General features: G+C 73.5%; 16 protein-coding genes. 10 read left to right on the top strand and 6 right to left on the bottom strand.

Features of this window, described 5'->3' with window-relative positions; genetic code table 11:
- Positions 1–53: 53 nt before the first annotated feature.
- Entirely contained in the window at positions 54–1,358 is a 1,305-nt protein-coding gene (locus tag GBN72_RS24305; protein ID WP_151774019.1) for an alpha/beta fold hydrolase, read from the bottom strand.
- A 209-nt stretch (positions 1,359–1,567) separates the two neighbouring features.
- Here GBN72_RS24305 and GBN72_RS24300 point away from each other — a divergent pair, with 209 nt between their 5' ends.
- The 6 genes from GBN72_RS24300 (at position 1,568) to GBN72_RS24275 (ending at position 9,015) form a co-directional block, all read left to right on the top strand.
- The gene (locus tag GBN72_RS24300; RefSeq protein WP_151774018.1) at positions 1,568–2,614 is read left to right on the top strand and encodes a questin oxidase family protein; all 1,047 of its coding nucleotides are present in this window, start codon (positions 1,568–1,570) and stop codon (positions 2,612–2,614) included.
- Positions 2,615–2,860: 246 nt separating this feature from the next.
- Complete coding sequence (locus GBN72_RS24295) at positions 2,861–3,757, top strand: endonuclease/exonuclease/phosphatase family protein (protein ID WP_439959803.1); 897 nt, start codon at positions 2,861–2,863, stop codon at positions 3,755–3,757.
- A gap of 212 nt (positions 3,758–3,969) precedes the next feature.
- Entirely contained in the window at positions 3,970–6,102 is a 2,133-nt protein-coding gene (locus tag GBN72_RS24290; RefSeq protein WP_170315367.1) for a carbon starvation CstA family protein, read from the top strand.
- Positions 6,102–6,311, top strand: coding sequence for a CstA-like transporter-associated (seleno)protein (locus GBN72_RS24285; RefSeq protein ID WP_174887191.1), 210 nt, complete (start codon positions 6,102–6,104; stop codon positions 6,309–6,311). Before GBN72_RS24290 ends, GBN72_RS24285 begins: the two co-directional genes overlap by 1 nt.
- Before the next feature lie 164 nt (positions 6,312–6,475).
- Entirely contained in the window at positions 6,476–7,681 is a 1,206-nt protein-coding gene (locus tag GBN72_RS24280; RefSeq protein WP_218042069.1) for a M23 family metallopeptidase, read from the top strand.
- Positions 7,682–7,737: 56 nt separating this feature from the next.
- Positions 7,738–9,015: an MFS transporter gene (locus tag GBN72_RS24275; RefSeq protein ID WP_151774016.1), complete on the top strand. Its 1,278-nt coding sequence runs from the start codon at positions 7,738–7,740 to the stop codon at positions 9,013–9,015.
- Between the two features lie 66 nt (positions 9,016–9,081).
- On the opposite strand, the gene GBN72_RS24270 is transcribed toward GBN72_RS24275, so the two are convergent.
- Positions 9,082–10,302, bottom strand: a complete 1,221-nt coding sequence (locus GBN72_RS24270) for a cytochrome P450 (protein WP_151774015.1) — start codon at positions 10,300–10,302, stop codon at positions 9,082–9,084.
- 277 nt (positions 10,303–10,579) lie between these two features.
- Between GBN72_RS24270 and GBN72_RS24265 the strand changes: the two genes are divergently transcribed.
- Both GBN72_RS24265 and GBN72_RS24260 read left to right on the top strand, forming a co-directional pair.
- Positions 10,580–13,012, top strand: coding sequence for a DUF8508 domain-containing protein (locus tag GBN72_RS24265; protein ID WP_174887190.1), 2,433 nt, complete (start codon positions 10,580–10,582; stop codon positions 13,010–13,012).
- Positions 13,013–13,176: 164 nt separating this feature from the next.
- Positions 13,177–14,991, top strand: coding sequence for a serine hydrolase domain-containing protein (locus GBN72_RS24260; protein WP_151774014.1), 1,815 nt, complete (start codon positions 13,177–13,179; stop codon positions 14,989–14,991).
- Between the two features lie 3 nt (positions 14,992–14,994).
- Here the strand turns inward: GBN72_RS24260 and GBN72_RS24255 are convergent, their stop codons facing one another.
- On the bottom strand, positions 14,995–15,981 hold the full coding sequence (locus GBN72_RS24255; RefSeq protein WP_151774013.1) for a BtrH N-terminal domain-containing protein: 987 nt from the start codon (positions 15,979–15,981) through the stop codon (positions 14,995–14,997).
- Positions 15,982–16,174: 193 nt separating this feature from the next.
- Here GBN72_RS24255 and GBN72_RS24250 point away from each other — a divergent pair, with 193 nt between their 5' ends.
- Positions 16,175–16,387, top strand: coding sequence for a hypothetical protein (locus GBN72_RS24250; protein ID WP_151774012.1), 213 nt, complete (start codon positions 16,175–16,177; stop codon positions 16,385–16,387).
- 259 nt (positions 16,388–16,646) lie between these two features.
- Positions 16,647–17,255 (top strand): maltokinase N-terminal cap-like domain-containing protein, encoded by a 609-nt coding sequence (locus tag GBN72_RS24245; RefSeq protein ID WP_439959802.1) that lies wholly within the window; start codon positions 16,647–16,649, stop codon positions 17,253–17,255.
- 264 nt (positions 17,256–17,519) lie between these two features.
- Here GBN72_RS24245 and GBN72_RS24240 read toward each other — a convergent pair whose 3' ends face one another.
- From GBN72_RS24240 to GBN72_RS24230, 3 genes are all read right to left on the bottom strand, one after another.
- Entirely contained in the window at positions 17,520–18,098 is a 579-nt protein-coding gene (locus tag GBN72_RS24240; RefSeq protein WP_151774010.1) for a DUF3784 domain-containing protein, read from the bottom strand.
- A 17-nt stretch (positions 18,099–18,115) separates the two neighbouring features.
- On the bottom strand, positions 18,116–19,021 hold the full coding sequence (locus GBN72_RS24235) for an arginase family protein (protein ID WP_151774009.1): 906 nt from the start codon (positions 19,019–19,021) through the stop codon (positions 18,116–18,118).
- Positions 19,022–19,105: 84 nt separating this feature from the next.
- Positions 19,106–19,723 carry a VOC family protein gene (locus GBN72_RS24230; RefSeq protein ID WP_151774008.1) on the bottom strand — a complete coding sequence of 206 codons (618 nt, stop codon included), beginning with the start codon at positions 19,721–19,723 and terminating at the stop codon, positions 19,106–19,108.
- Between the last annotated feature and the right edge of the window lie 36 nt (positions 19,724–19,759).

Below are 19,759 nucleotides of genomic sequence, written 5' to 3'. Positions count from 1 at the left end.
GCCGCCCCGGCGCACGTGGCGTGCCCGGGGCGCGCCCCTGCCCGGACCCGGCGTCAGGCCTCGTCGCGTACCAGGGCCAGGAGACGGTCCAGGACCCGCGTTCCGCCCGCGCGGACGCCGTCGTGCTCGAACTCGTCGGTGACCCAGGTCCGCAGGCCGCGGATCGCGCGGGCGGTCTCCAGCGCGTGGCCGGTGTCGACGTAGAGGTCGTCGTGGTAGACGGCGGCCGCCACCGGGACCTCGTTGGCGGCGAGCCGCCGCGGGTCGTAGAGCGGGGTCCATTCGGTGCGTGCGGCGAGGACCTCGGCGGCCTCCCGGAGCGGTCGCAGCGCGGGGTCGCAGTCGAACAGCCAGGGGTGCACGGTCTCGCCGGTGAGGAGCACGGCCTCGCCCTCCTCGAGCGCCCGGCCGGCGTCGAACTGCGGGAACTCGGCGCGCACCCGTTCGGCGGACCAGGCGGTCGGCCGGTCGTCCTGGGCGTAGATGGCCTCGTGGAGCACCGCGTAGAGCGGGTGGCTCACGTAGGTGAGGGTCTGCCGGACCTGCTCGAGGAAGGCGTCGGAGAGCTGGAGCCCGTCCGGGGTGGGGAGCACGAAGGCGTCCTCCAGCAGGAAGTGCAGCCGGTGGCTGCCGTCGCCGGAGCCGAGCATGGCGCCCAGTGACTGGAACGCCTCGGCGGTGAGCCGGTGGCCGCCCGGCAGTTCGACGTCGTGCCGCAGCAGGTGCTCGGCGATGCGGCGGACCCGCTCGACGTCCTGGGGGTAGCGGGCGTAGTGGGCGGCGACCTTGCGCTCCATGCGCGGATAGGCGGCGCGGTAGACGTCGTCGGCGTGGGCGTGCAGGGAGGGCAGGCCGCCGGTGATCAGGGCGGCGGCCAGGCCCTCGGGGGCGAGCGAGAGGTAGGCGACGGTGCAGAAGCCGCCGAAGCTCTGGCCGAGCACCGTCCAGGGCGCGCCGCCGGTGAGCAGGGGGCGGATCGCCTCGCAGTCGCGGACGATCGAGTCGGCCCGGAAGCGCGTGAGGTAGTCCGCCTGTTCGGCCGGGCCGCCGCGCAGCGGGAGCGTCTGCGGGTTGGCCGGGGTCGAGGCGCCGGTGCCCCGCTGGTCCAGCAGGAGCACCCGGAACTCGCTCAGGGCCCGCTCCAGCCAGGCCTGCCGTCCGACGAAGCGGTGGGCGGGCATGCCGGGGCCGCCCTGCAGGTACAGCAGCCAGGGCAGGTCCCGGTCCGCCTTGTCGCTCGCCACCACCTCGCGTGCGTACAGCTCGATGGTCTCGCCGCCCGGGTCGGCGTGGTCGAGCGGCACGGTGAAGCGGTGGTCGGTGAGGACGACGCCGGGCTGGCGGTAGCGGAGGGTCAAGGCATGCTCCCGGGGCGGTCGGAGGGGGGTCGCCCCAGTTCAGCACAGTCCCGGGGAGGAGGGGCGGCCGGGACCCGGGACCTGGGTCCCGGGCCGGTGTACCGGGCCGCCGCGCTCCCCTAGGTTGACTGCGGTGACTGCACCAGGCCGGTACCGGGCATCGATCCGAGGGGCCGGCCCCCGACACCGGCCCGAGGGAGCTGACGAGGATGAGCGGCACGGACACCGGAGTACTGGACGAGGCGCTGGAACGGCTGCACCGGGCGGGGCCCGAGCGTGACGGCTGGCTCTCCAACCACGCCCCCATGGCGGTGGAGGCGCTGGTCCGGCACGGTCACGGGGCGAGCGCGCACCGCTGGCTGGAGCGGTACGCGCTCACCAAGCTGGAGGACATGCCCCGCTCGTCGGCTCCGGTGCCGGAGGCGGAGTGGCGCGAGGCGCTGGGCGATCCGCGCAGGCTCGGCGACTGGACCGTGTACTTCGGCCGGGCCGTCGTCGAGGAGGGCTGGCGGCCGGTCCTGGTGCGCTGGTGGCCGCGGCTGCTGCCGGGGATCGTCGCCGGGGCGACGCATCCGGTGATCCGGGTGGGGCACGCCGTGCGGGCGCTGCTGGAGTACGGGGAGAACGCGGCCAGGGTCACCGAGCTCGCCCATGGGCTGGCGTACTGGGCGGGCCGTCACCAGCCGCTGGCCGGCGTCGCCCGGCCGTCCGGCGCGGCCTCCCCGGGCGAGGCGCTGGCCGCGGTACCGCGGGTGGGGCCGAACCGGGGCGGTATCAGGGAGCGGCTGGCGCTGCTCGGGTCGGCCCCGGGGTGGACCGGCGCCACCGCCTCGCTGCGTGCCCCCGCCGGACCGCGGGAGGCCCAGGAGACGCTGGCGGAGTTGGTCACCGCGGCGACGGGCCGGTTCGCCGTCCATGCCCACGGTGACCCGGTGATGCTGGTGCACGCGGCGACGGCGCCCAACGCCGTGCTGCGGACCCTGCCGGCGCTGCCGCGCGAGCTGTGGGAGCCGAGTCTTCGGGCGGCCTGGGCCGCCTCCGCGGCGGTGACCGCCGTCTACGCGACGCCCGCGGCCGAGGTTCCCCGGGTGTCGGGGACGGGCGAGGAACTGTTCGCCCGCGCGGTCGAGCACGGCGACGAGCACGTCATCAAGCTGGCCGACACCGCGCTCGACGTCGCGGCCCGCTCGGGGAACGGGGAGTGCCTGGTCGCCGTGGAGCAGGCACTCCGGCTGATCGGCCCCCCGGACGCCTGAGCCCGGTGCGCGTGGCGGAACGCCTGACCGCCCACTGGGGGCGGCGGGTGACCGTCGAGGCGGAGGAACACTGCCGGATCGTGCTGCGGCTGGACGGTGCTCCGGCGGCGGGGCAGGACACCGCCCCCTGAGGACGACTTTCGGCCTCTCCCGGACCCCGGGCGCGGTGGCGTTCCGCCGGGCCCCCGGCGCCGGTACCGTACTGCGCGCAAGTGCCAAGATCCGCAACGGACTTGAGGGGGCTGCGTGATGCGGCGTCGTCGTACGGCACAACTGTTGGTCACTGCGGGACTGCTGGGGGCGCTCACGCTGCCCGGCACCGCTCCGGCGGGCGCGTACGCGGCCCCGCCGGCCGGGGCGGCGACCGTGCCGCTGCGGGTCGCCTCGTACAACATCCACGCGGGCGCGGGGACGGACAACGTCTTCGACCTCGACCGGCAGGTCGAGGAGCTGCGGGCCATGGACGCGGACGTGATCGGCCTCCAGGAGGTCGATGTCCACTGGGGTGCCCGGAGCGCCTGGCGGGACCTGGCGACGGAGCTGGGCGAGAGACTCGGCATGGAGGTCTTCTTCGCCCCGATATACAGCCTGGACCCGGTCACGGCGGACGCCCCGCGCCGTGAGTACGGGGTGGCGATCCTTTCGCGGTATCCCGTCCTGGCGGCCGAGAACCACGACATCACCCGGCTCTCGACCCAAGACGCCGAACCGGTGCCCGCCCTCGCCCCCGGGTTCCCGGAGGTGAGGATCCGCGTGAAGGGCGTGCCGGTGCACGTCTACACCACGCACCTGGACTACCGGGCGGACCCCTCGATACGGGCGGCGCAGGTCGCCGACACGCTGCGCGTCATGGGCGAGGACTGCGACAGGCACGGCCGCTGCCCGCGGCAGGTCCTCACCGGCGACTTCAACGCCGTCGCCGCGGCGCCCGAGCTGGCTCCCCTGTGGGAGCACCTGACCGACGCGTCGGCGGCGGCGGGCGCGGACGTTCCGACGTACCCGGCGCTCGACCCGAGGACCCGGATCGACTACGTCGCCGTCTCCCGGGGCGCGGTCGAGGTGAAGGGGGTCACGGTGCCCGAGACGCTCGCCTCGGACCACCGTCCGGTCGTCGCGGACCTCGCCCTGCGCCGGGGGCGCTGACCTCGCGGACCTTCGGCGGTCGCGCCGGAGAACTCGAGAGCACCGAAACCGCCCCTTCCTGACGGGTGGCCGGATATCGCTGACGCGACCGGCCACCCGTAATTGGTTCCGATCAAGGAAGTGAGATACGCAACACCGCTGATGAGAGGCGCGTTACTGCCGTTAGCATCAGCGAAGCGCCATCGATTCACTGCAACGAAAGGCACGACGACGTGTCCCGCACCAGTCCCCGCAGCATCGCCGTTTGGCTGCTGGTGGCAGCCATCGGCGCCGCCGGTTGGGTAGCCATCGCACTCGCTCGCGGTGAGAAGATATCGGCCACCTGGATCGTCGCCGCGGCGGTCGGTTCCTATCTGATCGCCCAGCGTTTCTACGCCCGGTTCATCGCCCGCAGGGTCCTCCGCGTCGACGACACGCGCGCGACCCCGGCGGAGCGGCACAACGACGGCGTGGACTACCACCCGACCGACAAGCGGGTGCTCTTCGGCCACCACTTCGCCGCGATCGCGGGCGCCGGCCCGCTGGTGGGACCGGTACTGGCGGCCCAGATGGGCTACCTCCCCGGCACCATCTGGATCATCGTCGGCGTGATCTTCGCGGGCGCCGTCCAGGACATGGTCGTGCTCTTCTTCTCGACCCGCCGCAACGGCAAGTCGCTCGGCCAGATGGCCCGTGACGAGATCGGGCGGATCGGCGGCATCGCCGCGCTGATCGCGGTCTTCGCGATCATGATCATCATCCTGGCCGTGCTGGCGCTGGTCGTCGTGCAGGCGCTCGCCCACTCCGCGTGGGGCACCTTCTCCATCGGCATGACCATCCCGATCGCCCTCTTCATGGGCGGCTACCTGCGGTTCCTGCGCCCCGGCAAGGTCACCGAGGTCAGCCTGATCGGTGTGGTGCTGCTGCTGGCCGCCATCATGGGCGGTCGCTGGGTCTCCGAGTCCTCCTTCGCGGACGCCTTCGTCCTGAGCCCGAAGACCCTGGTCATCTGCCTGGTCGTCTACGGCTTCGTGGCCGCCGTGTTGCCCGTGTGGATGCTGCTGGCGCCCCGCGACTACCTGTCCACCTTCATGAAGATCGGCACCATCGTGCTGCTCGCCGTGGGTGTGCTGGTCGCCAACCCGGACGTCAACGTCCCGGCGGTCTCCGAGTTCGCGAGCAGCGGCACCGGCCCGGTCTTCGCCGGCTCGCTGTTCCCGTTCGCCTTCATCACCATCGCCTGTGGCGCCCTGTCCGGCTTCCACTCCCTGATCTCGGCCGGCACCACGCCGAAGATGATCCAGAAGGAGAGCCAGATCCCGGGCATCGGCTACGGCTCGATGCTGATGGAGTCCTTCGTCGCGATCATGGCTCTGATCTGCGCCTGCGTCCTGGACCCGGGCCTGTACTACGCGATGAACGCTCCGGCCGGCGTGCTGGGCGACACCGTGCAGTCCGCCTCCCAGGCGGTGGCCGGCTTCGGCTTCACCATCAGCCCCGAGGCGCTGCAGCACGCCGCCGACCAGGTCGGCGAGGAGAGCCTGATCGCCCGTACCGGTGGCGCGCCGACGCTGGCCGTCGGCATGTCGATGATCCTCGCCAAGGCCTTCGGCTCCACCGGCATGATGTCGTTCTGGTACCACTTCGCCCTGATGTTCGAGGCGCTCTTCATCCTCACCGCGGTGGACGCCGCGACCCGGGTGGGCCGCTTCATGCTCCAGGACACCATCGGCAACGTGGTCCCGCGCTTCCGCGACAAGGACTGGAAGCCCGCCATCTGGATCTGCTCCGCGGTGGTCGTCCTGTGCTGGGGCTACTTCCTGTGGGTCGGCGTCAGTGACCCGCTGGGCGGCATCAACCAGCTCTACCCCCTGTTCGGCATCGCCAACCAGCTGCTCGCCTCGATCGCGCTGACCATCTCCACGACGCTGCTGATCAAGTCGGGCCGGCTCAAGTGGGCATGGGTCACCGCCCTGCCGCTCGCCTGGGCGCTGGCCGTGACCATGACCGCCAGCTACCAGAAGCTGTTCTCCGACAACCCGAAGATCGGCTTCTGGGCCCAGCGCTCCACCTACGCGGACGCCCTGGAGGCCGGCAAGGTCCTCGCCCCGGCGAAGACCCTCGACGACATGTCGACGGTCATCACCAACTCGACGGTGACCGGCACCCTGATGGCGGTCTTCGCGGGCCTGACCCTGGTGGTCTTCTTCTCCTGCCTGTGCGTGTCGGTGGCCCACCTGCGCGGGAAGAGCAAGCTGCCGCTCCAGGAGGACCCGTACGTGAAGTCCGAGCTCGAGGTTCCCGCCTTCTCCCTGCGCAAGCCGCAGACGGAGGAGAAGGAGCTGGTCGGCGCCGGAGCCGAGTGATGACCCCCGCGCTGACCCGGTTGCGGGAGGCGGGCGCCCGGGCGTGGTGGCTGCTGCGCGAGCTGAACGGTGAGCACGCGTACGACCGCTACGTGGCCCACGCCCGCTCGCACGACCCGGGGGTGCGGGTGCTCACCCGGCGGGAGTTCGAGAACCGGCGCGTGGACCGGCGTGACGCCGATCCCCGTGAGGGCGGCGGCTGCTGCTGACCGCCTCCGCGACGCGGGAAGGCCCGCCGCACTTCGGTGCGGCGGGCCTTCGCGTCGTCCGGGCGCGGGTGGCACGGGGCCTCTGGACGGCCGGGCTCCGCATCCTTACCCTCGGTAAGCCCTCCGGGCGCACCACCCCCACCCCTGACGCAGGGAGAGATGTCGTGTCCCACCGCAGACGTGTGGCAGCGATCCTGACCGCCGTCCTCGCGCTCGCCCCGGCCGTTCTCGCCTTACCCGCGACCGCCCAGGCCGCGCCCCGCACCTCGGTCACCACGGCCGTGACCGACAAGCTCCTCGGACAGACCGCGCTCACCGGCCGCAGCGCCGGCCCGGACGAGACCCGGGTCGAGGTCACCCGGGAGAAGGGCGGCAGGTGGGCCTTCGGGACCGCCGTCGTCGTCGCGCCGAGGACGGAAGGCGCCGCTCCCACCGGCGCCGTCTTCGTGGCCAGGGCGGAGGGCGACGGCTGGACGGTCGCCTTCGACGGCGAACCGGCCTTCGCGGACCTCGCCGCCGACTCGCCCGTGGTGACGGCCGAGGAGAAGAGGATCTTCGCCTCCGCCGGCCCCACCGCCGCCGCCGAGCCCCTCTCCCCCGGCGACTTCGTCCGGCCCCTCACGGGCGGGGACTACCGCACCGGCATGGCCCTGCCCTGGTCCACCGGCGCCTCCTGGACGATGACCGGCGGCCCCCACCAGTGGGACGGTGCCAGCGGTCCCTACAGCTCGGTGGACTTCGCGGGCGGCGACCAGGCGGTCCGGGCGACCCGGGCGGGCGCCGCCTACACCATGTGCTCGGGCTTCGTCCGCGTCATCCACGACCGGGGTTACGCCTCGGACTACTACCACCTCACCGGGCACGTCAACGCCAACGGGACCAGCGTCTCCCAGGGCACGTTCCTCGGCAACACCGGCACCAACGTGGCCTGCGGCGGCTCCGCCACCGGCCGCCACGTCCACTTCGGCCTGCGGCAGAACAACGCCTACGTACCGATCGCCGACCACGGCATCGGCGGCTGGGTCTTCTACTCCACCGGCTGGTACGAGGGGTACGCGATGCACGGCTCCACCACCCGGTACAACGGCGGCGCCCTCCACAACCACGGCGCGCTGGGCCTGACCCAGGGCATCGTGGACGCCAACGGCGGCGGCTCGGTGAACAAGCGGTCCGGGCCGGGCACCGGGTACGCGGCGGTCGGCTCGGTGGCCGACGGGACGACCGTGACCGTCTCCTGCTCCCGCAACGGCACGACGCACCAGGGCCGTTTCGGCACCACCTCGCTGTGGAACCGGCTGAGCGACGGAACCTGGATCTCCGACGCCTACCTGTGGACCGGTTACAACGGGGCCGTCAACGGCGCCTGCTGATCCTCCCGGCCGCTGCGGCCCGCAGGCCGATTCCTGTCGGTGGAAGGGGTGGGGAGATGGGATGGGGCGGAGGGCGGGTCCTACGCCATCGCAACGTGGTTCTGTACCTGAGCGGTGTGGTGGTCTCGGGCTTCGGGAGCTCCGTCATGGCCCTGGCGGCCGGCGTGTGGGCGAAGTCGCTCACCGGGTCGGACAGTCTGGCCGCACTGACGACCTTCTGCGTATGGGCGCCCATGCTGCTCGGCCCGCTGATCGGCACACTGGCCGACCGCGGGCGTCGGCGGCCGTTGCTGATCGGGACCAATCTCGGCATGGCCGCGGTGCTGCTGCCGCTCCTCGCCGTCCGTTCCGCCGACCGGATCTGGATCCTGTTCGCCGTACTGACCGTGTACGGCGTCAGCACGGTGTTGCTGGACGCGGCGGAAGCCGCACTGGTGGCCACCGCCGTACCGGAGCAGCTGCGCGGCGACTTCAACGGCCTGCGCATGACGGCGAACGAGGGCATGAAACTGGTCGCCCCGCTCCTGGGCGCGCTTCTGTTCGTCCGGTTCGGCGGCACGGCGGTGGTCCTGCTGGACGCGGTCACCTTCGTGCTCGCCGCCCTGGCCTTCGCCCTCATTCGCGTGTCGGAACCCTCGCACCGCCCGGCGGAAACCCGACGACGGAGCGCCCGGACCGCCGAGGGAATCCGCTTCCTGCGACATCACCCGGTTCTGTGGCGCCTGGTGCTGGCCGGGGCCGCGACCATGGGCATGGCCGGGGTGAACGGGGCGTCGGTCTACCCCGTGGTCGACGCCGGTCTCGACCGTCCGCCCGCCTACGCGGGTGTCCTCTACGCCGTGCAGGGCATCGGCTCCGTGGTCGTCGGGCTGTTCGCCGGCGCTCTGCTGCGGCGGATGCCCGAACGGGTCTTCGCCGCGGCCGGGATCATGCTGTTCGCGGCCGGCGTCGCACTGCGCGTCGTCCCCTCGCTCCCGGTCGTCCTGTTCGCCGGCGTGCTGATCGGCGCGGGGTTGCCGTGCGTGCTGATCGCGGCCATGACAGCCGTTCAGCGCGAGACCCCGGACGATCTCCTGGGCCGGGTCGCGGCCACCGCCAACACCCTCCTCTTCGCCCCCAACGCCGTCGCACTGGCCGCCGGAGCCGGCCTGCTCGCGCTCGTGGACCACCGCGTGCTGCTCCTCGCGGCCGGCACCGCTGCGGCCGCCGCCGCGGTCGGCCTCCTTCTCAGCGGCGGTGCCGGGACGCGGACGACGGACACCGCCCTCGGGGAGTCGGCGCGGGTCCGGGACCGGGGCGCCGAGGGAACCGGGCCCGCCCCCGATCCTCGCTGAGCTGTCAGCCCTTCGCCCCGCGGCCCGAAGCGGGTGGCGCGCCCGGTGCTCCTCGTCTCAGCCGTCTCAGCCGGCGATCTCCACGTGGAACTCCCGGAGTTCGTAGCTCCCCAGGGCGCGCTGCGACGAGACCCGGGGCGCGGTCCGCATCCGCAGGCCCGGCTCGGCGAAGAGACGGGTGAGGAAGACGTCGGTCTCCAGCAGGGCGATGTCCGCCCCCGGGCAGCGGTGCGGGCCGTCGCCGAAGGAGAGCACCGGCGGAGCGTCCGCGCCGCGGGCCACCTGCCCGGCGCGGGCGGGGCAGAGGCTCCCGGGGTCGGGGCCGACCGCCCGGGGGTCCAGGTTGGCCGTCCCGACGTCGATCTCGACGACCGCTCCGGCCGGGATGCGGAAGGCGCCGTCGGCGATCTCCAGTGCGGCGGTGGTCCTGCGGCGCAGGGTCGGGATGACCGGTTCGAGACGGAGTATCTCCCGCAGCAGCGCGAGGCGTTCGGGCTCGTCCGCGGCCCGGTAGGCGGCCAGCAGTTCCTCGCCGGTGAAGAGGTGCCAGGCCGCGAGGGAGACGAACTCGCGGGTGGTGACCATGCCGGCCGCGGCGAAGGTGATGCACTCGCCGAGGATCTCGCCCGCCGAGCAGCCCTCGTCGATCAGGTGGGAGATCAGGTCGTCGCGCCGCCGGGTGCGCCGGGCCCGGACCGCGGGGCGGACGTCGCCGGTGTAGAACCGCAGCCAGTTGCGGTTCTGCCGGGCGATGACGCGCAGACCCTTGAGGCTGGTGAACCCGGGCCGGTCGAACTTCTCGTCGGGGAAGAATGCCTCCAGCCGCCGGTCCGTACCGGGCCGGGACTCGGTCAGGCCGATCACCTCGGCGGCGACCGCGATGGCGAGGTGGAAGGCGAGCTGGGTGAGGTCGGCCTCGCCCACCGCGCGCAGCCGGGTCAACTGGGCCTCGGCGACGCGTTCCATGACGGGCCGGTAGTGCCGGTCCACCCGCCGCGGGGTGAAGAACCGTGCGGTCTGACGGCGGTCCTCGCGGTGCTCCGGTCCGTCCCGGTAGAGGACCGGGCGGCGGTAGAAGGAGGGCAGTTTCTCCGTGCTCTCGACGCCGAGTCCGGCCTGCACGGTGTCGTGGGAGCGCAGCACCGCGCGCGCCTCCTCGACCCCGGCGACCCGCCACACGCCGTCCGCGCCCAGGCGCACCGGACAGCCTCCCGCGCCGGACGGGTCCGTGTCCCCCGCCGGGCGCGAGGCCTTCCGCGCCCCGGCCACCGGTTCCTTGTCGCGCATCCGCGCCACCTCCACGCTGTCGGGCGTCCCGGGAGCCGTACGGTACGACACGCTCCCCGGCGCGAACAGGGCGCGAACGATCGTTCACTCCAGGGGCGGTCCAGGGGGCCCGCGTTCACCCGTTCCGGCTACAGTTCATCCGGCGATTCCAGAGATTTAACGCGCGACCTCTTGGCAGCTCTGTTTCTACGCGCGTAACTTGAGTCGACTTTCCCGTTGTGTCATTTCGCCCGCTCCGCGGCCCTACGCGGCGGGTTCCTTCCGAGGAGTACGAATCGTGCCCAAGTCGGGTGACAGAAGAGCGCGTTGGCGCCATGCCGCACAGGCCCTCACGGCGACGGGGGCGGCCGGCGCCTTCGTGCTGACTCCGCTGCCCCAGGCCTTCGCCGCCCCCTCCGGCGGCGCGGTGGTCGCCGAGGTGTACGGGGGCGGCGGCAACTCCGGGGCCACGCTCACCCGTGACTTCATCGAGCTGGGCAACGCCGGGGCGACTGCCGTGGACCTGTCCGGCTACAGCGTGCAGTACCTGCCGGGCTCCCCCTCGGCGACCTCCCGCTGGAGCATCACCCGGATCACCGGGTCCATAGCCCCGGGCGGCCGTTACCTGATCGCCGAGGCCCAGGGCGCCGGTGGCACCACGGCACTGCCCACCCCCGACGCCTCCGGCTCGATCGCGATGAGCGGCACCACCGGCACCGTCGCCCTGGTGGCCGGCACCGACGAGCTCAGCTGCCGGACCGCGGCCGACTGCGCGGCGGACGAGCGGATCGTGGACCTGGTCGGCTTCGGCACCGCCGCCGTCCGTGAGGGCAGCCCGGTCGCGGGTGCCTCCAACACCGCCTCGGTGGCCCGCGGCGCCTCGCTCGCCGACACCGACGACAACGCCGCCGACCTCACCGCGGGCGTCCCCACCCCGGTCAACGCCAAGGGCGAGACCCCGGGGGCGGGCGAGGGCGGCGGCGAGGAGCCCGGCGAACCCGGCGAGCCCGGAGCGGTCCGCGTCCACGACATCCAGGGCACCACCCGCCGTTCCCCGCTGACCGGCCAGACGGTCACCAACGTGCCCGGCATCGTGATCGGCGTGCGCGACAGCGGCTCCCGGGGCTTCTGGATCCAGGACCCGCAGGCCGACGCCGACGCCCGCACCAGCGAGGCGGTCTTCGTCTACACCGGCTCCGCCGCCCCGGCCGTGCGGACCGGCGACAGCGTCCTGGTCAGCGGCAAGGTCGCGGAGTACGCGCCGACCAGCACGACCCAGTCGATCACCCAGATCTCGGGCCCGAAGACCTCGGTCCTCTCCTCCGGCAACCCGCTCCCGGCTCCCGTCGTGCTCGGTCCGGCGAACCTGGCGGACGACTACACCCCCGAGGCGGGCGGCGGCTCCATCGAGGACCTGCCGCTCCAGCCGGCCGTGTACGCCCTGGACTTCCTGGAGTCCGCCGAGGGCATGCGGGTCCAGGTCGGCGACGCCCGGGTGGTCGGCGCGACCACCGAGTACGACGAGGTGTACGTCACCGCCAGGCCCGAGCAGAACCCCTCGGTCCGCGGCGGCACCGTGTACCTGGGCTACGACGGCCAGAACTCCGGCCGCGTCAAGATCGAGTCGCTCGGCCCCGCGGTCCCCGAGGCGAACGTCGGCGACACGCTGGCCGGCGCCACCACCGGCCCGCTCGACTACGACTCCTACGGCGGCTACACCCTGATGGCCACCGAGATGGGCTCGCACGTCCCGGGCGGCCTGGAGCGCGAGGTGACGCGCCGGCAGCTCGGCAAGGAGCTGGCGATCGCCACGTACAACGTGGAGAACCTGGACGCCCTGGACCCGCAGGAGAAGTTCGACCGCCTGGCGGAGGGCATCGCGGTCAACCTGGCCGCGCCGGACGTCGTCGCGCTGGAGGAGATCCAGGACGACAACGGCGCCACCGACGACGGCACGGTCACCTCCGAGCAGACCCTGACGCGCTTCACCGACGCGATCACCGCGGCCGGCGGCCCCCGCTACAGCTGGCGCTACGTCGCCCCGCGGGACAAGGCGGACGGCGGCGAGCCGGGCGGCAACATCCGCCAGGTGTTCCTCTACAACGAGGAGCGCGTCGCGTTCACCGACCGTCCGGGCGGGGACGCGGACACCGCCACCGAGGTCGTCGCCACCCGCAAGGGCGCCGAGCTGAGCGTCTCCCCGGGCCGGATCGACCCGGCGAGCGACGCCTGGGCGAACAGCCGCAAGCCGCTGGTGGGCGAGTTCAAGTTCCGCGGCGAGCGGGTCTTCGTGATCGCCAACCACTTCGCCTCCAAGGGTGGCGACGCCCCGATGCACGGCCGCTACCAGGAGCCCTCGCGTTCCTCCGAGGAGCAGCGTCACCAGCAGGCGCAGGAGGTCCGGGACTTCGTCGCGGAGCTGCTGGCGGCCGACCCGAAGGCGAAGGTGATCGTCCTCGGCGACATCAACGACTTCCAGTTCTCGAGGACCACCGGGATCATGACCGGCGACGGCTCCCTGCTGACGCCTCTCGTGAACACGCTGCCCGAGAAGGAGCGTTACACCTACGTCTTCGAGGGCAACTCGCAGACGCTGGACCAGACGCTGGTCAGCCCGTCGGTGGTCGCCTACGACTACGACATCGTGCACCTGAACGCCGAGTTCGCCGACCAGGCGAGCGACCACGACCCGCAGGTCGTGCGGATCGACGTCAAGAAGGGCCGCAAGTAACGTCAGGAAGGGCCGCACGTGACGGCCCCCGCTCCACGCGCCGCGGCCCGTCCGGGAACCTTCCGGGCGGGCCGCGGCCGTGCCCGGGGGGGCACGGGGGCGGCCGCGGCGGGCCCTATTGACAGAACACGGTCACAGAAGGAAGGTTTCAGCGCCCGCGGGTCATGGTGAAAGATTCTTTCGGAGGTCCTGTGCAGCGCAGAGGGATCAGCAGACGCCGGTTCGGAGCAGGGGCCCTGGCCCTGGGAGGTGCGGTGGTGGTGGCACCCCTCGGCGGCGGCACCGCGTCGGCGGCCGGGCGGCCGCCCGGTGACGCGGCGGGCGCCGGGCCGCGGCCGGTGCTGCGGCGCGGGTCGGCCGCGCGTGCCGGGCTCCTCGGGGAACGGCTCGCGGAGATCACGGCGGTGGCCGAGAAGTATCTGGGCCCCTCCCCCGCCCACCCGTACTGGGCGGGCGCGGTGGTGCTCGCCGGGCGCGGCGGGACCGTGGCGCTCGAGACCGCGGTCGGCAGGGCGGTCCGGTACTCCGACTACGACGCGGCCACCGGCCGGGCCGTGGAGTTCCCGCCCGAGGAGCAGATCGACGCCACCCCGGACACCGTGTACGACCTGGCGTCCCTGTCCAAGCTGTTCACCTCGCTGCTGGTGGTGCAGCAGCTGGAGCGCGGCCGGATCGAGCTGGAGGCCCCGGCCGCGCGTTACGTCCCGGAGTTCGCCGGCGGCGGCAAGCAGGACGTCACGATCCGTCACCTGCTGACGCACACCTCGGGGATGCCCGCCTGGATCGCCCTGTACCGGCAGCCCGACCGCGAGGCGATGCTCCGCGCGCTGTGGGCGGTGGAGCCCACCGACCCGCCCGGCACCGTCTACCGGTACTCGGACCTCAGTCTGATCACTCTCCAGCTGGTGCTCGAGCGGGTGACCGGCAAGCCGCTGGACGCGCTGCTCGCCGAGGAACTCACCGGCCCGCTGGAGCTGACCCGCACCCGCTACAACCCGCCGGCCGACTGGCGGCCGCGGATCGCCGCCACGGAGGTGTCCCGGCCGCCGTGGGCGGGCCTGGACCGGGGCCTGGTGTGGGGCGAGGTGCACGACGAGAACGCCTACGCCATGGGTGGTGTGGCCGGTCACGCCGGGGTCTTCTCCTGCGCCTGGGACCTGGCGGTGCTGGCCCGCACCCTGCTCAACGGCGGCGAGTACGGCGGGGTCCGCATCCTGTCCGAGCGCTCGGTGGAGCTGCTGTTCTCCGACTTCAACACCGATTTCCCCGGCGACAGCCACGGGCTGGGCTTCGAGCTGAACCAGCACTGGTACATGGGTGCCATGGCCACCCCGCGCACCGCCGGCCACACCGGTTTCACCGGCACCTGCATCGTGCTGGACCCCACCACCGACTCGTTCCTCGTCCTGCTCGGCAACTCGGTGCACCCGGTGCGCACCTGGCGGTCCGGTTCGGCGCCGCGGCAGGCGGCGGGCGAGCGGATGGCACGGGCGGTCGCGGTGCGGCCCGCGCACGGGGCCGCGGCCTGGTTCGGCGGCATGACCACCGCCGCGACCGCCGTGCTGACCCTGCCCGCGCTCGACACCTCGGCGGGAGCCCGGCTCACCGGCGACCTGTGGTGGGACACCGAGGCCACGTACGACGTGCTGTGCGCCGAGGTCTCCACGGACGGCGGCGCCACCTGGCTGCCCCTGCCGTTCACCACCCGGGCCCCGCGAGGGAAGCAGGACGTCGCCCGCGCCGACGGCAGGGTGTCCGGCTTCAACGGCCGTGTCTGGCACCGCTTCGCCGCCCAGCTGCCGGTCTCCGCGGCGACGTCGGTGCGCTGGCGGTACACCACCGACGCACGGTACGTCGGCCGCGGGGTGTACGTCGGCGCGCAGAAGGTCGCCTCCCGGGGCGCCCTGCTGTACGCGGACGCCCGTCCGGCCGACCTGGCCCGGGTGACGGCGGACGGCTGGACACGCGAGAGGGACTGACCGTCAGGTGAGGCCGCTCAGCTCCTCCATGGCCTCCCGCTCCAGCCGGGAGAGCCCGAGGAGCAGGTCGCCCGCCTCCGTCAGGTACCGCTCCTCCCCCGTCGCGCCGGCCCTGGAGATCAGTTCGGCGGCCTGCGTCCACCCTGCCGCCGCCTCGGTGTAGAGCCGGTGGCCGGTGCGCAGCCGGGGGCCGCCGACCGACTCGGCGCTCTCGGCGAGGAAGTCGCGGTAGAGGTTGCGGAACAGGGCGCCGCCGGTGCCGCCCTCCTCCATCAGGAGGGCGGCCCGGGGCAGGTCCCGTCCGGGGTCGTCGGTGCGGCGGAGCCAGGTGCGCACCAGCTTCCCGGCCTTCGCGATGCCCCGGTGGCCGAGGTTGGCGATGGGCGGGTGGAGGAAGGCGTCCGCGCAGGCGGTGACGGCGGGGACGATCCGGCTCTGCGGCTCGGGCGCGTCCCGGGGGACGGTGAGGGTGAACGACCGGTGCCTGGCCGTCATCGGACCGCGCGCGGCGCGGGCCCTGGCGAGGGCGGCCAGGCCCGTGGAGACCGCGCCGCCCTGCTGGTCGGTGTCGACCAGCAGGGCGCTTCGGTCGTCGTAGCCGTACAGGGCCACGACGTGGCCGCCGAAGTGGACCTTGGTCGTGAAGTGGTCGAGGTGGTAGCTGTCCAGTTGCAGGCCGACCGGGTGACCGGCGTCGACCGCGCCGGTCACGTTCTCCCACGCCTTGCGCGGGGAGGCCGTCTCCCGGACCTGGAGGTCCAGACCGAGGTTGGCGGCCAGGTTCCTGGTGAGTTCGAAGGGTTTGACCCGTCCGCCAAGGAACGGGAAGTCCAGGTTCCTGCTGTCCCAGTAGACGAAGGACAGCCCGGAGCCCAGGCCGAACAGCATGGGCTCCGACAGGTCCGCTCCCCGGTGCCGCAGCAGCACGCCCAGGGCCGACGTCTCGCAGTGCCGCGTACCGCGGGGATCGATGTCTTCGACGATGGTCACCCCCTCATGTTCTCGCGCCGGGAGGCCGTCCGGCGGGCCGGCCGGGTTTCCGCCGGGGCCCGGTCCCGCGCCGGGTGCCGGGCGGCGTCGGCGCGCCGCCGCGGCGGGCGGTGCCGCCGCGGGGCACGATCGCCTCACGGGCCGCCGCCGTGGACGGGTGCGGGGCCCGGAGCCGAGTGACCGAGGAGGACGCATGACGACGGACACCGTCGGACGGTTCCTGCACGCCCTGAGCCCCGAGCACCGTGAGGACGTCGAGCTCCGTCCGCGTGAGGAGCAGCAGCGGCTCGCCGACGCCTGGGAGGCGGAACTCGTCGAGGACCACGATCTCGACACGCTGAGCGAGCTCTCCGTCCCCGCGGCGGAGAGCGAGGCGGCGGCGCGGGTGATGCGGAAGCTGGGCTGAGCCGGGGCGGCGGGACGCGGCCCGGGTGGCGTCGCGTCACGTGGCGCGCACGTCCCGCACCCGTGCCGCCGGAGGGCAGCGGCGGGGGTGCGGGCCCCGGTCGGCCCCGCTGGGTCACGGGAGGATCGCCGACGCGCCGGCGCACGCGCTGGAGCTGCCCGGCGGGACGGCCGCACCGCCAAACGTCCACAGCTCCTGCCGTTCCACCTCACGACCGAACTGGAATGATGAAGGCATGTCAGTTATTCACCGAACGACCATGGCTCCCACGAAGGTGGAGCTGGTGACCGCGTGGCTGCCCGGCCGCCCCTGGTTCCGCGGTGCGGACACGCCCCGGCTGGAACGCGCGGGCGGATTCCGGCTCGACGACCCGGCCGGGGAGGTGGGGATCGAGTTCGCGGTCTTCGAGGACGCCGACGGCACCGCGTACCACCAGCCGATGTCCTACCGGGGCGCGCCGCTGGAGGGGGCCGAGGAGGCCCTGATCGGGACCAGTGAGCACGGCGTGCTGGGCACGCGCTGGATCTACGACGCCACCCGTGACCCGGTGGCCGTGCGGCAGATCGTGGCGCTGCTGGGCGGGCGCTCGGTGCCTCAGGCGCAGAGCCTGAGCGACACCCCGGACCCGTCGGTGGTGGCCTCCTACGGCGGCCCGCTGCCGGGCGGCGTGGCCGGCTGGGTGTCGGCCGTGGACGGGGAGAGATGGACGGACGTCGCGCTGGACGGCGTCACCCTGCGGGTGCTGCGCGTCCTGGAGGAGACGCCGGAGGTCGAGGGGAGTGCCGCGGTGACGGCGGGGGTCATCGCCGGCTGGACCGGCGGGGGCGAGCCGCGGCGCGGGGCGTTCCTGCGGGTGCTGCCCGCCTGACACGGCGTCCTGCCGACGCCGCCGCCCGGTCCGGCCGGGCGGCGGCGTCGCCCTTCGCTCCTGCGCGAGGCCACCCGGCAGGGGTCCGTGACGTTCCGCCGGTCCTGCCGACGGCCCCCGGTGAGCGGCGACGTGCCGCTCACCAGGTGCGGCAAGGGCGTCGGCCGGGGTGGCCCGGCGGCAGGGCCCCGGAGCCGCGACGGGCCCCGGACGGCCAGGTGCTCGCCGTCGCACCGGTCGCCCCCGTACCGTTCCTCGCGGCTCTCAGCCGAAGACGTCCATGAGGTCCGGTCCGGAGCCGGCGTCACCGGAGCGGGCCCGCATCGGGCGCGGCTCCGGGTAGGTTGCCGCCGCCGCCCTCGTGCGGACGGTCTCCGGCCCGCCGCACGTCGCGACCGCGAAGGCGCCGAAGACCTTCGCGAAGGCGGCCGGGTCACGGAACTCCACCCCGTACGCCCGGCCGTCCAGGAGCGGCACCCACACCACCCGGAGGGACCGGGCCCACTCGGGCACCGGCTGCTCGTCCGCGGTCGACCGCCCCTCCAGCCACAGCCGCGCCACGTGCAGCAGGTTCACCTGCTCCATCGGCAGCCGCTTGCGCCGTATGCGCAACTCGCCCGTCGTCAGCGTGACGAGCTGGTCCTTCTTCGCGTACCAGACGACGCCGATCCCGAACGGCACCCAGAGCAGGATCCCGATCACCGGCCAGACCAGGGCGTGGCCCCACGACCGGATCAGCCCGTCCAGCAGGGACACGGCTCCGAAGACCAGCACCCACTTCGCCGTCATCGACCAGAACCCTGTGCCCTGCCGGTACAGGACCGGCTGCTTCGTCGTCGTCATGCCCGCACGCTATAGGGTCAGCCGTCGGCGAGGGCCGACACCACCAGGTCGGTCAGCAGCGCTCCGGCGGTGCCGTCCGGGTCGAGGTCGGGGTCGTAGATGGTGACGTTGAGTCCGACGCAGTGCGGGGACCTCACGAGGGGGCGCAGCAGCGCGGTGACCTCGTGGGGGAGGAGGCCGTCGGGGTCAGGGCTGTCGACCGCGGGCATGACCGTGGGGTCGAGGACGTCGGCGTCCAGGTGCACCCAGAACCCGTCGAGCCCGGTGCGCCCCAGTTCGGCGGCGACGGCGGTCCCGAGGCCGGCGGGATCCTGGCGTCGCAGGCCGGAGACGGTCGTGACGGGGACCTTCAGCTCACGCAGTTCGACGACCTCCTCGTCCTCGGCGTACGCGTCCCGGGTGCCGAGGACGACGACGTCCTCGTCCCGGAGGTAGGGCCGGAGTCCTTCGAGGTCGGTCAGGTCGTCCTGGCCGCGTCCGGTCGCGAGGGCGAGCTCCTCGCCGCCGGCCGCGCCGATCCGGTCGGAGTTGCCCGCGTGGCGGAAGTCGGGAGAGGCGTCGACCGAGACCAGGCCATAGCGGCCGAGGCGGCGCAGGGCGAGCGCGGCGCCGAGCTGGACGGAGCAGTCCCCGCCAAGGACGAGGGTGAACCGTCCCTCGCCGACGTGGTGTTCGATCCGGTCGGCGAGCCTGCGGGTGTAGGTGGCGATCGCCGCCGCGTTGAAGACTCCGTCGCCTTCCTGCCAGTCTCCCCGGTCGTAGCGCGGCGGCACGACGACGCCGCCCTCGAGGGCTCCGGTCCGGCGCACGATCCCGTTGTCCCGCAGTGCTCCGGCCAGTTTGTGGCAGCCGGGGACCGTGCCGGGGGCCGGGGGGCGCAGGCCGAGGTTGGACGGGGCGTCGACGACCACGATGTTCCGCATGGGGTCCATGCTCTCCGCGGAGGGGTCCGCTCCTCAAGGGGCCCTGGCCGTCCGGGCTTTCCCCGCGCCGCCGCGGCAGCGGTCCTACGACAGTTCCAGCACTCCGGCGGGTGTGCCGATGCGGGCCACGAGCCTGTCGGGGCCCTCGGTGAGGGCGAGTTCGGTGCCGAGGGCGGTCAGCCGGCGGTGGACGTCGGCGGGGTCCGGAGCGCCGGCCGACATGCCGAGGAGGGTGACGCCGGGAAGTCCGGACGAGGGATGTCCGGTGGCACCCCAGTCGATCAGGAAGGGGACCACCACGCTCTCGCCCGTGGTCAGCCGCCATTGCAGCAGCGTGCCGTCCGGCCGCCGGCGGCTCATGGCGCGGACCGGGCCGGTGGAGTGCCCCGCGGCGCGGGCCGCGTCCACCGTCGCGTCCAGGTCACGGGGGCAGATCGCCCAGGTCACCATGCGCGGCGCGGACAGGTCGCCGACACCGAAGGGCCGCGGGCCGGACGGTTCCGGCTGCTGCGGGTCCGGGCCGATGATCTCCAGGTAGCGCGGACCGCCCAGGCCGACCAGGTAGTTGCGGGTGCCCAGGCCGACGTGCGCCCCGCCGGGGGCGGGCGTGACACCCGTGCGCCGGGCGAAGTCGGCGACGGTCGCCGCCAGGTCCGGGGTGGCGTAGACGAGGTGATCCAGCAGTGGAGGAATGGTGGCCACGCGGGGAGGCTAGCAGGCCCCGGGAACGACCAGAAC

The organism is Streptomyces abyssomicinicus, from assembly GCF_008974245.1.
GTDB classification, from domain to species: domain Bacteria; phylum Actinomycetota; class Actinomycetes; order Streptomycetales; family Streptomycetaceae; genus Streptomyces; species Streptomyces abyssomicinicus.
Note: the sequence above shows the minus strand (reverse complement) of the source record. Positions and strands in the feature narration are given on the sequence as shown.

What these genes read in the sequence shown, in the direction of transcription:
- GBN72_RS24250 (WP_151774012.1), top strand. Translation starts at nt 16,175, where the DNA reads ATGACGACGGACACCGTCGGACGGTTCCTGCACGCCCTGAGCCCCGAG.
- GBN72_RS24275 (WP_151774016.1), top strand. Translation starts at nt 7,738, where the DNA reads ATGGGATGGGGCGGAGGGCGGGTCCTACGCCATCGCAACGTGGTTCTG.
- GBN72_RS24300 (WP_151774018.1), top strand. Translation starts at nt 1,568, where the DNA reads ATGAGCGGCACGGACACCGGAGTACTGGACGAGGCGCTGGAACGGCTG.
- GBN72_RS24285 (WP_174887191.1), top strand. Translation starts at nt 6,102, where the DNA reads ATGACCCCCGCGCTGACCCGGTTGCGGGAGGCGGGCGCCCGGGCGTGG.
- GBN72_RS24270 (WP_151774015.1), bottom strand. Translation starts at nt 10,302, where the DNA reads ATGCGCGACAAGGAACCGGTGGCCGGGGCGCGGAAGGCCTCGCGCCCG.
- GBN72_RS24260 (WP_151774014.1), top strand. Translation starts at nt 13,177, where the DNA reads ATGGTGAAAGATTCTTTCGGAGGTCCTGTGCAGCGCAGAGGGATCAGC.
- GBN72_RS24235 (WP_151774009.1), bottom strand. Translation starts at nt 19,021, where the DNA reads ATGCGGAACATCGTGGTCGTCGACGCCCCGTCCAACCTCGGCCTGCGC.
- GBN72_RS24245 (WP_439959802.1), top strand. Translation starts at nt 16,647, where the DNA reads ATGGCTCCCACGAAGGTGGAGCTGGTGACCGCGTGGCTGCCCGGCCGC.
- GBN72_RS24240 (WP_151774010.1), bottom strand. Translation starts at nt 18,098, where the DNA reads ATGACGACGACGAAGCAGCCGGTCCTGTACCGGCAGGGCACAGGGTTC.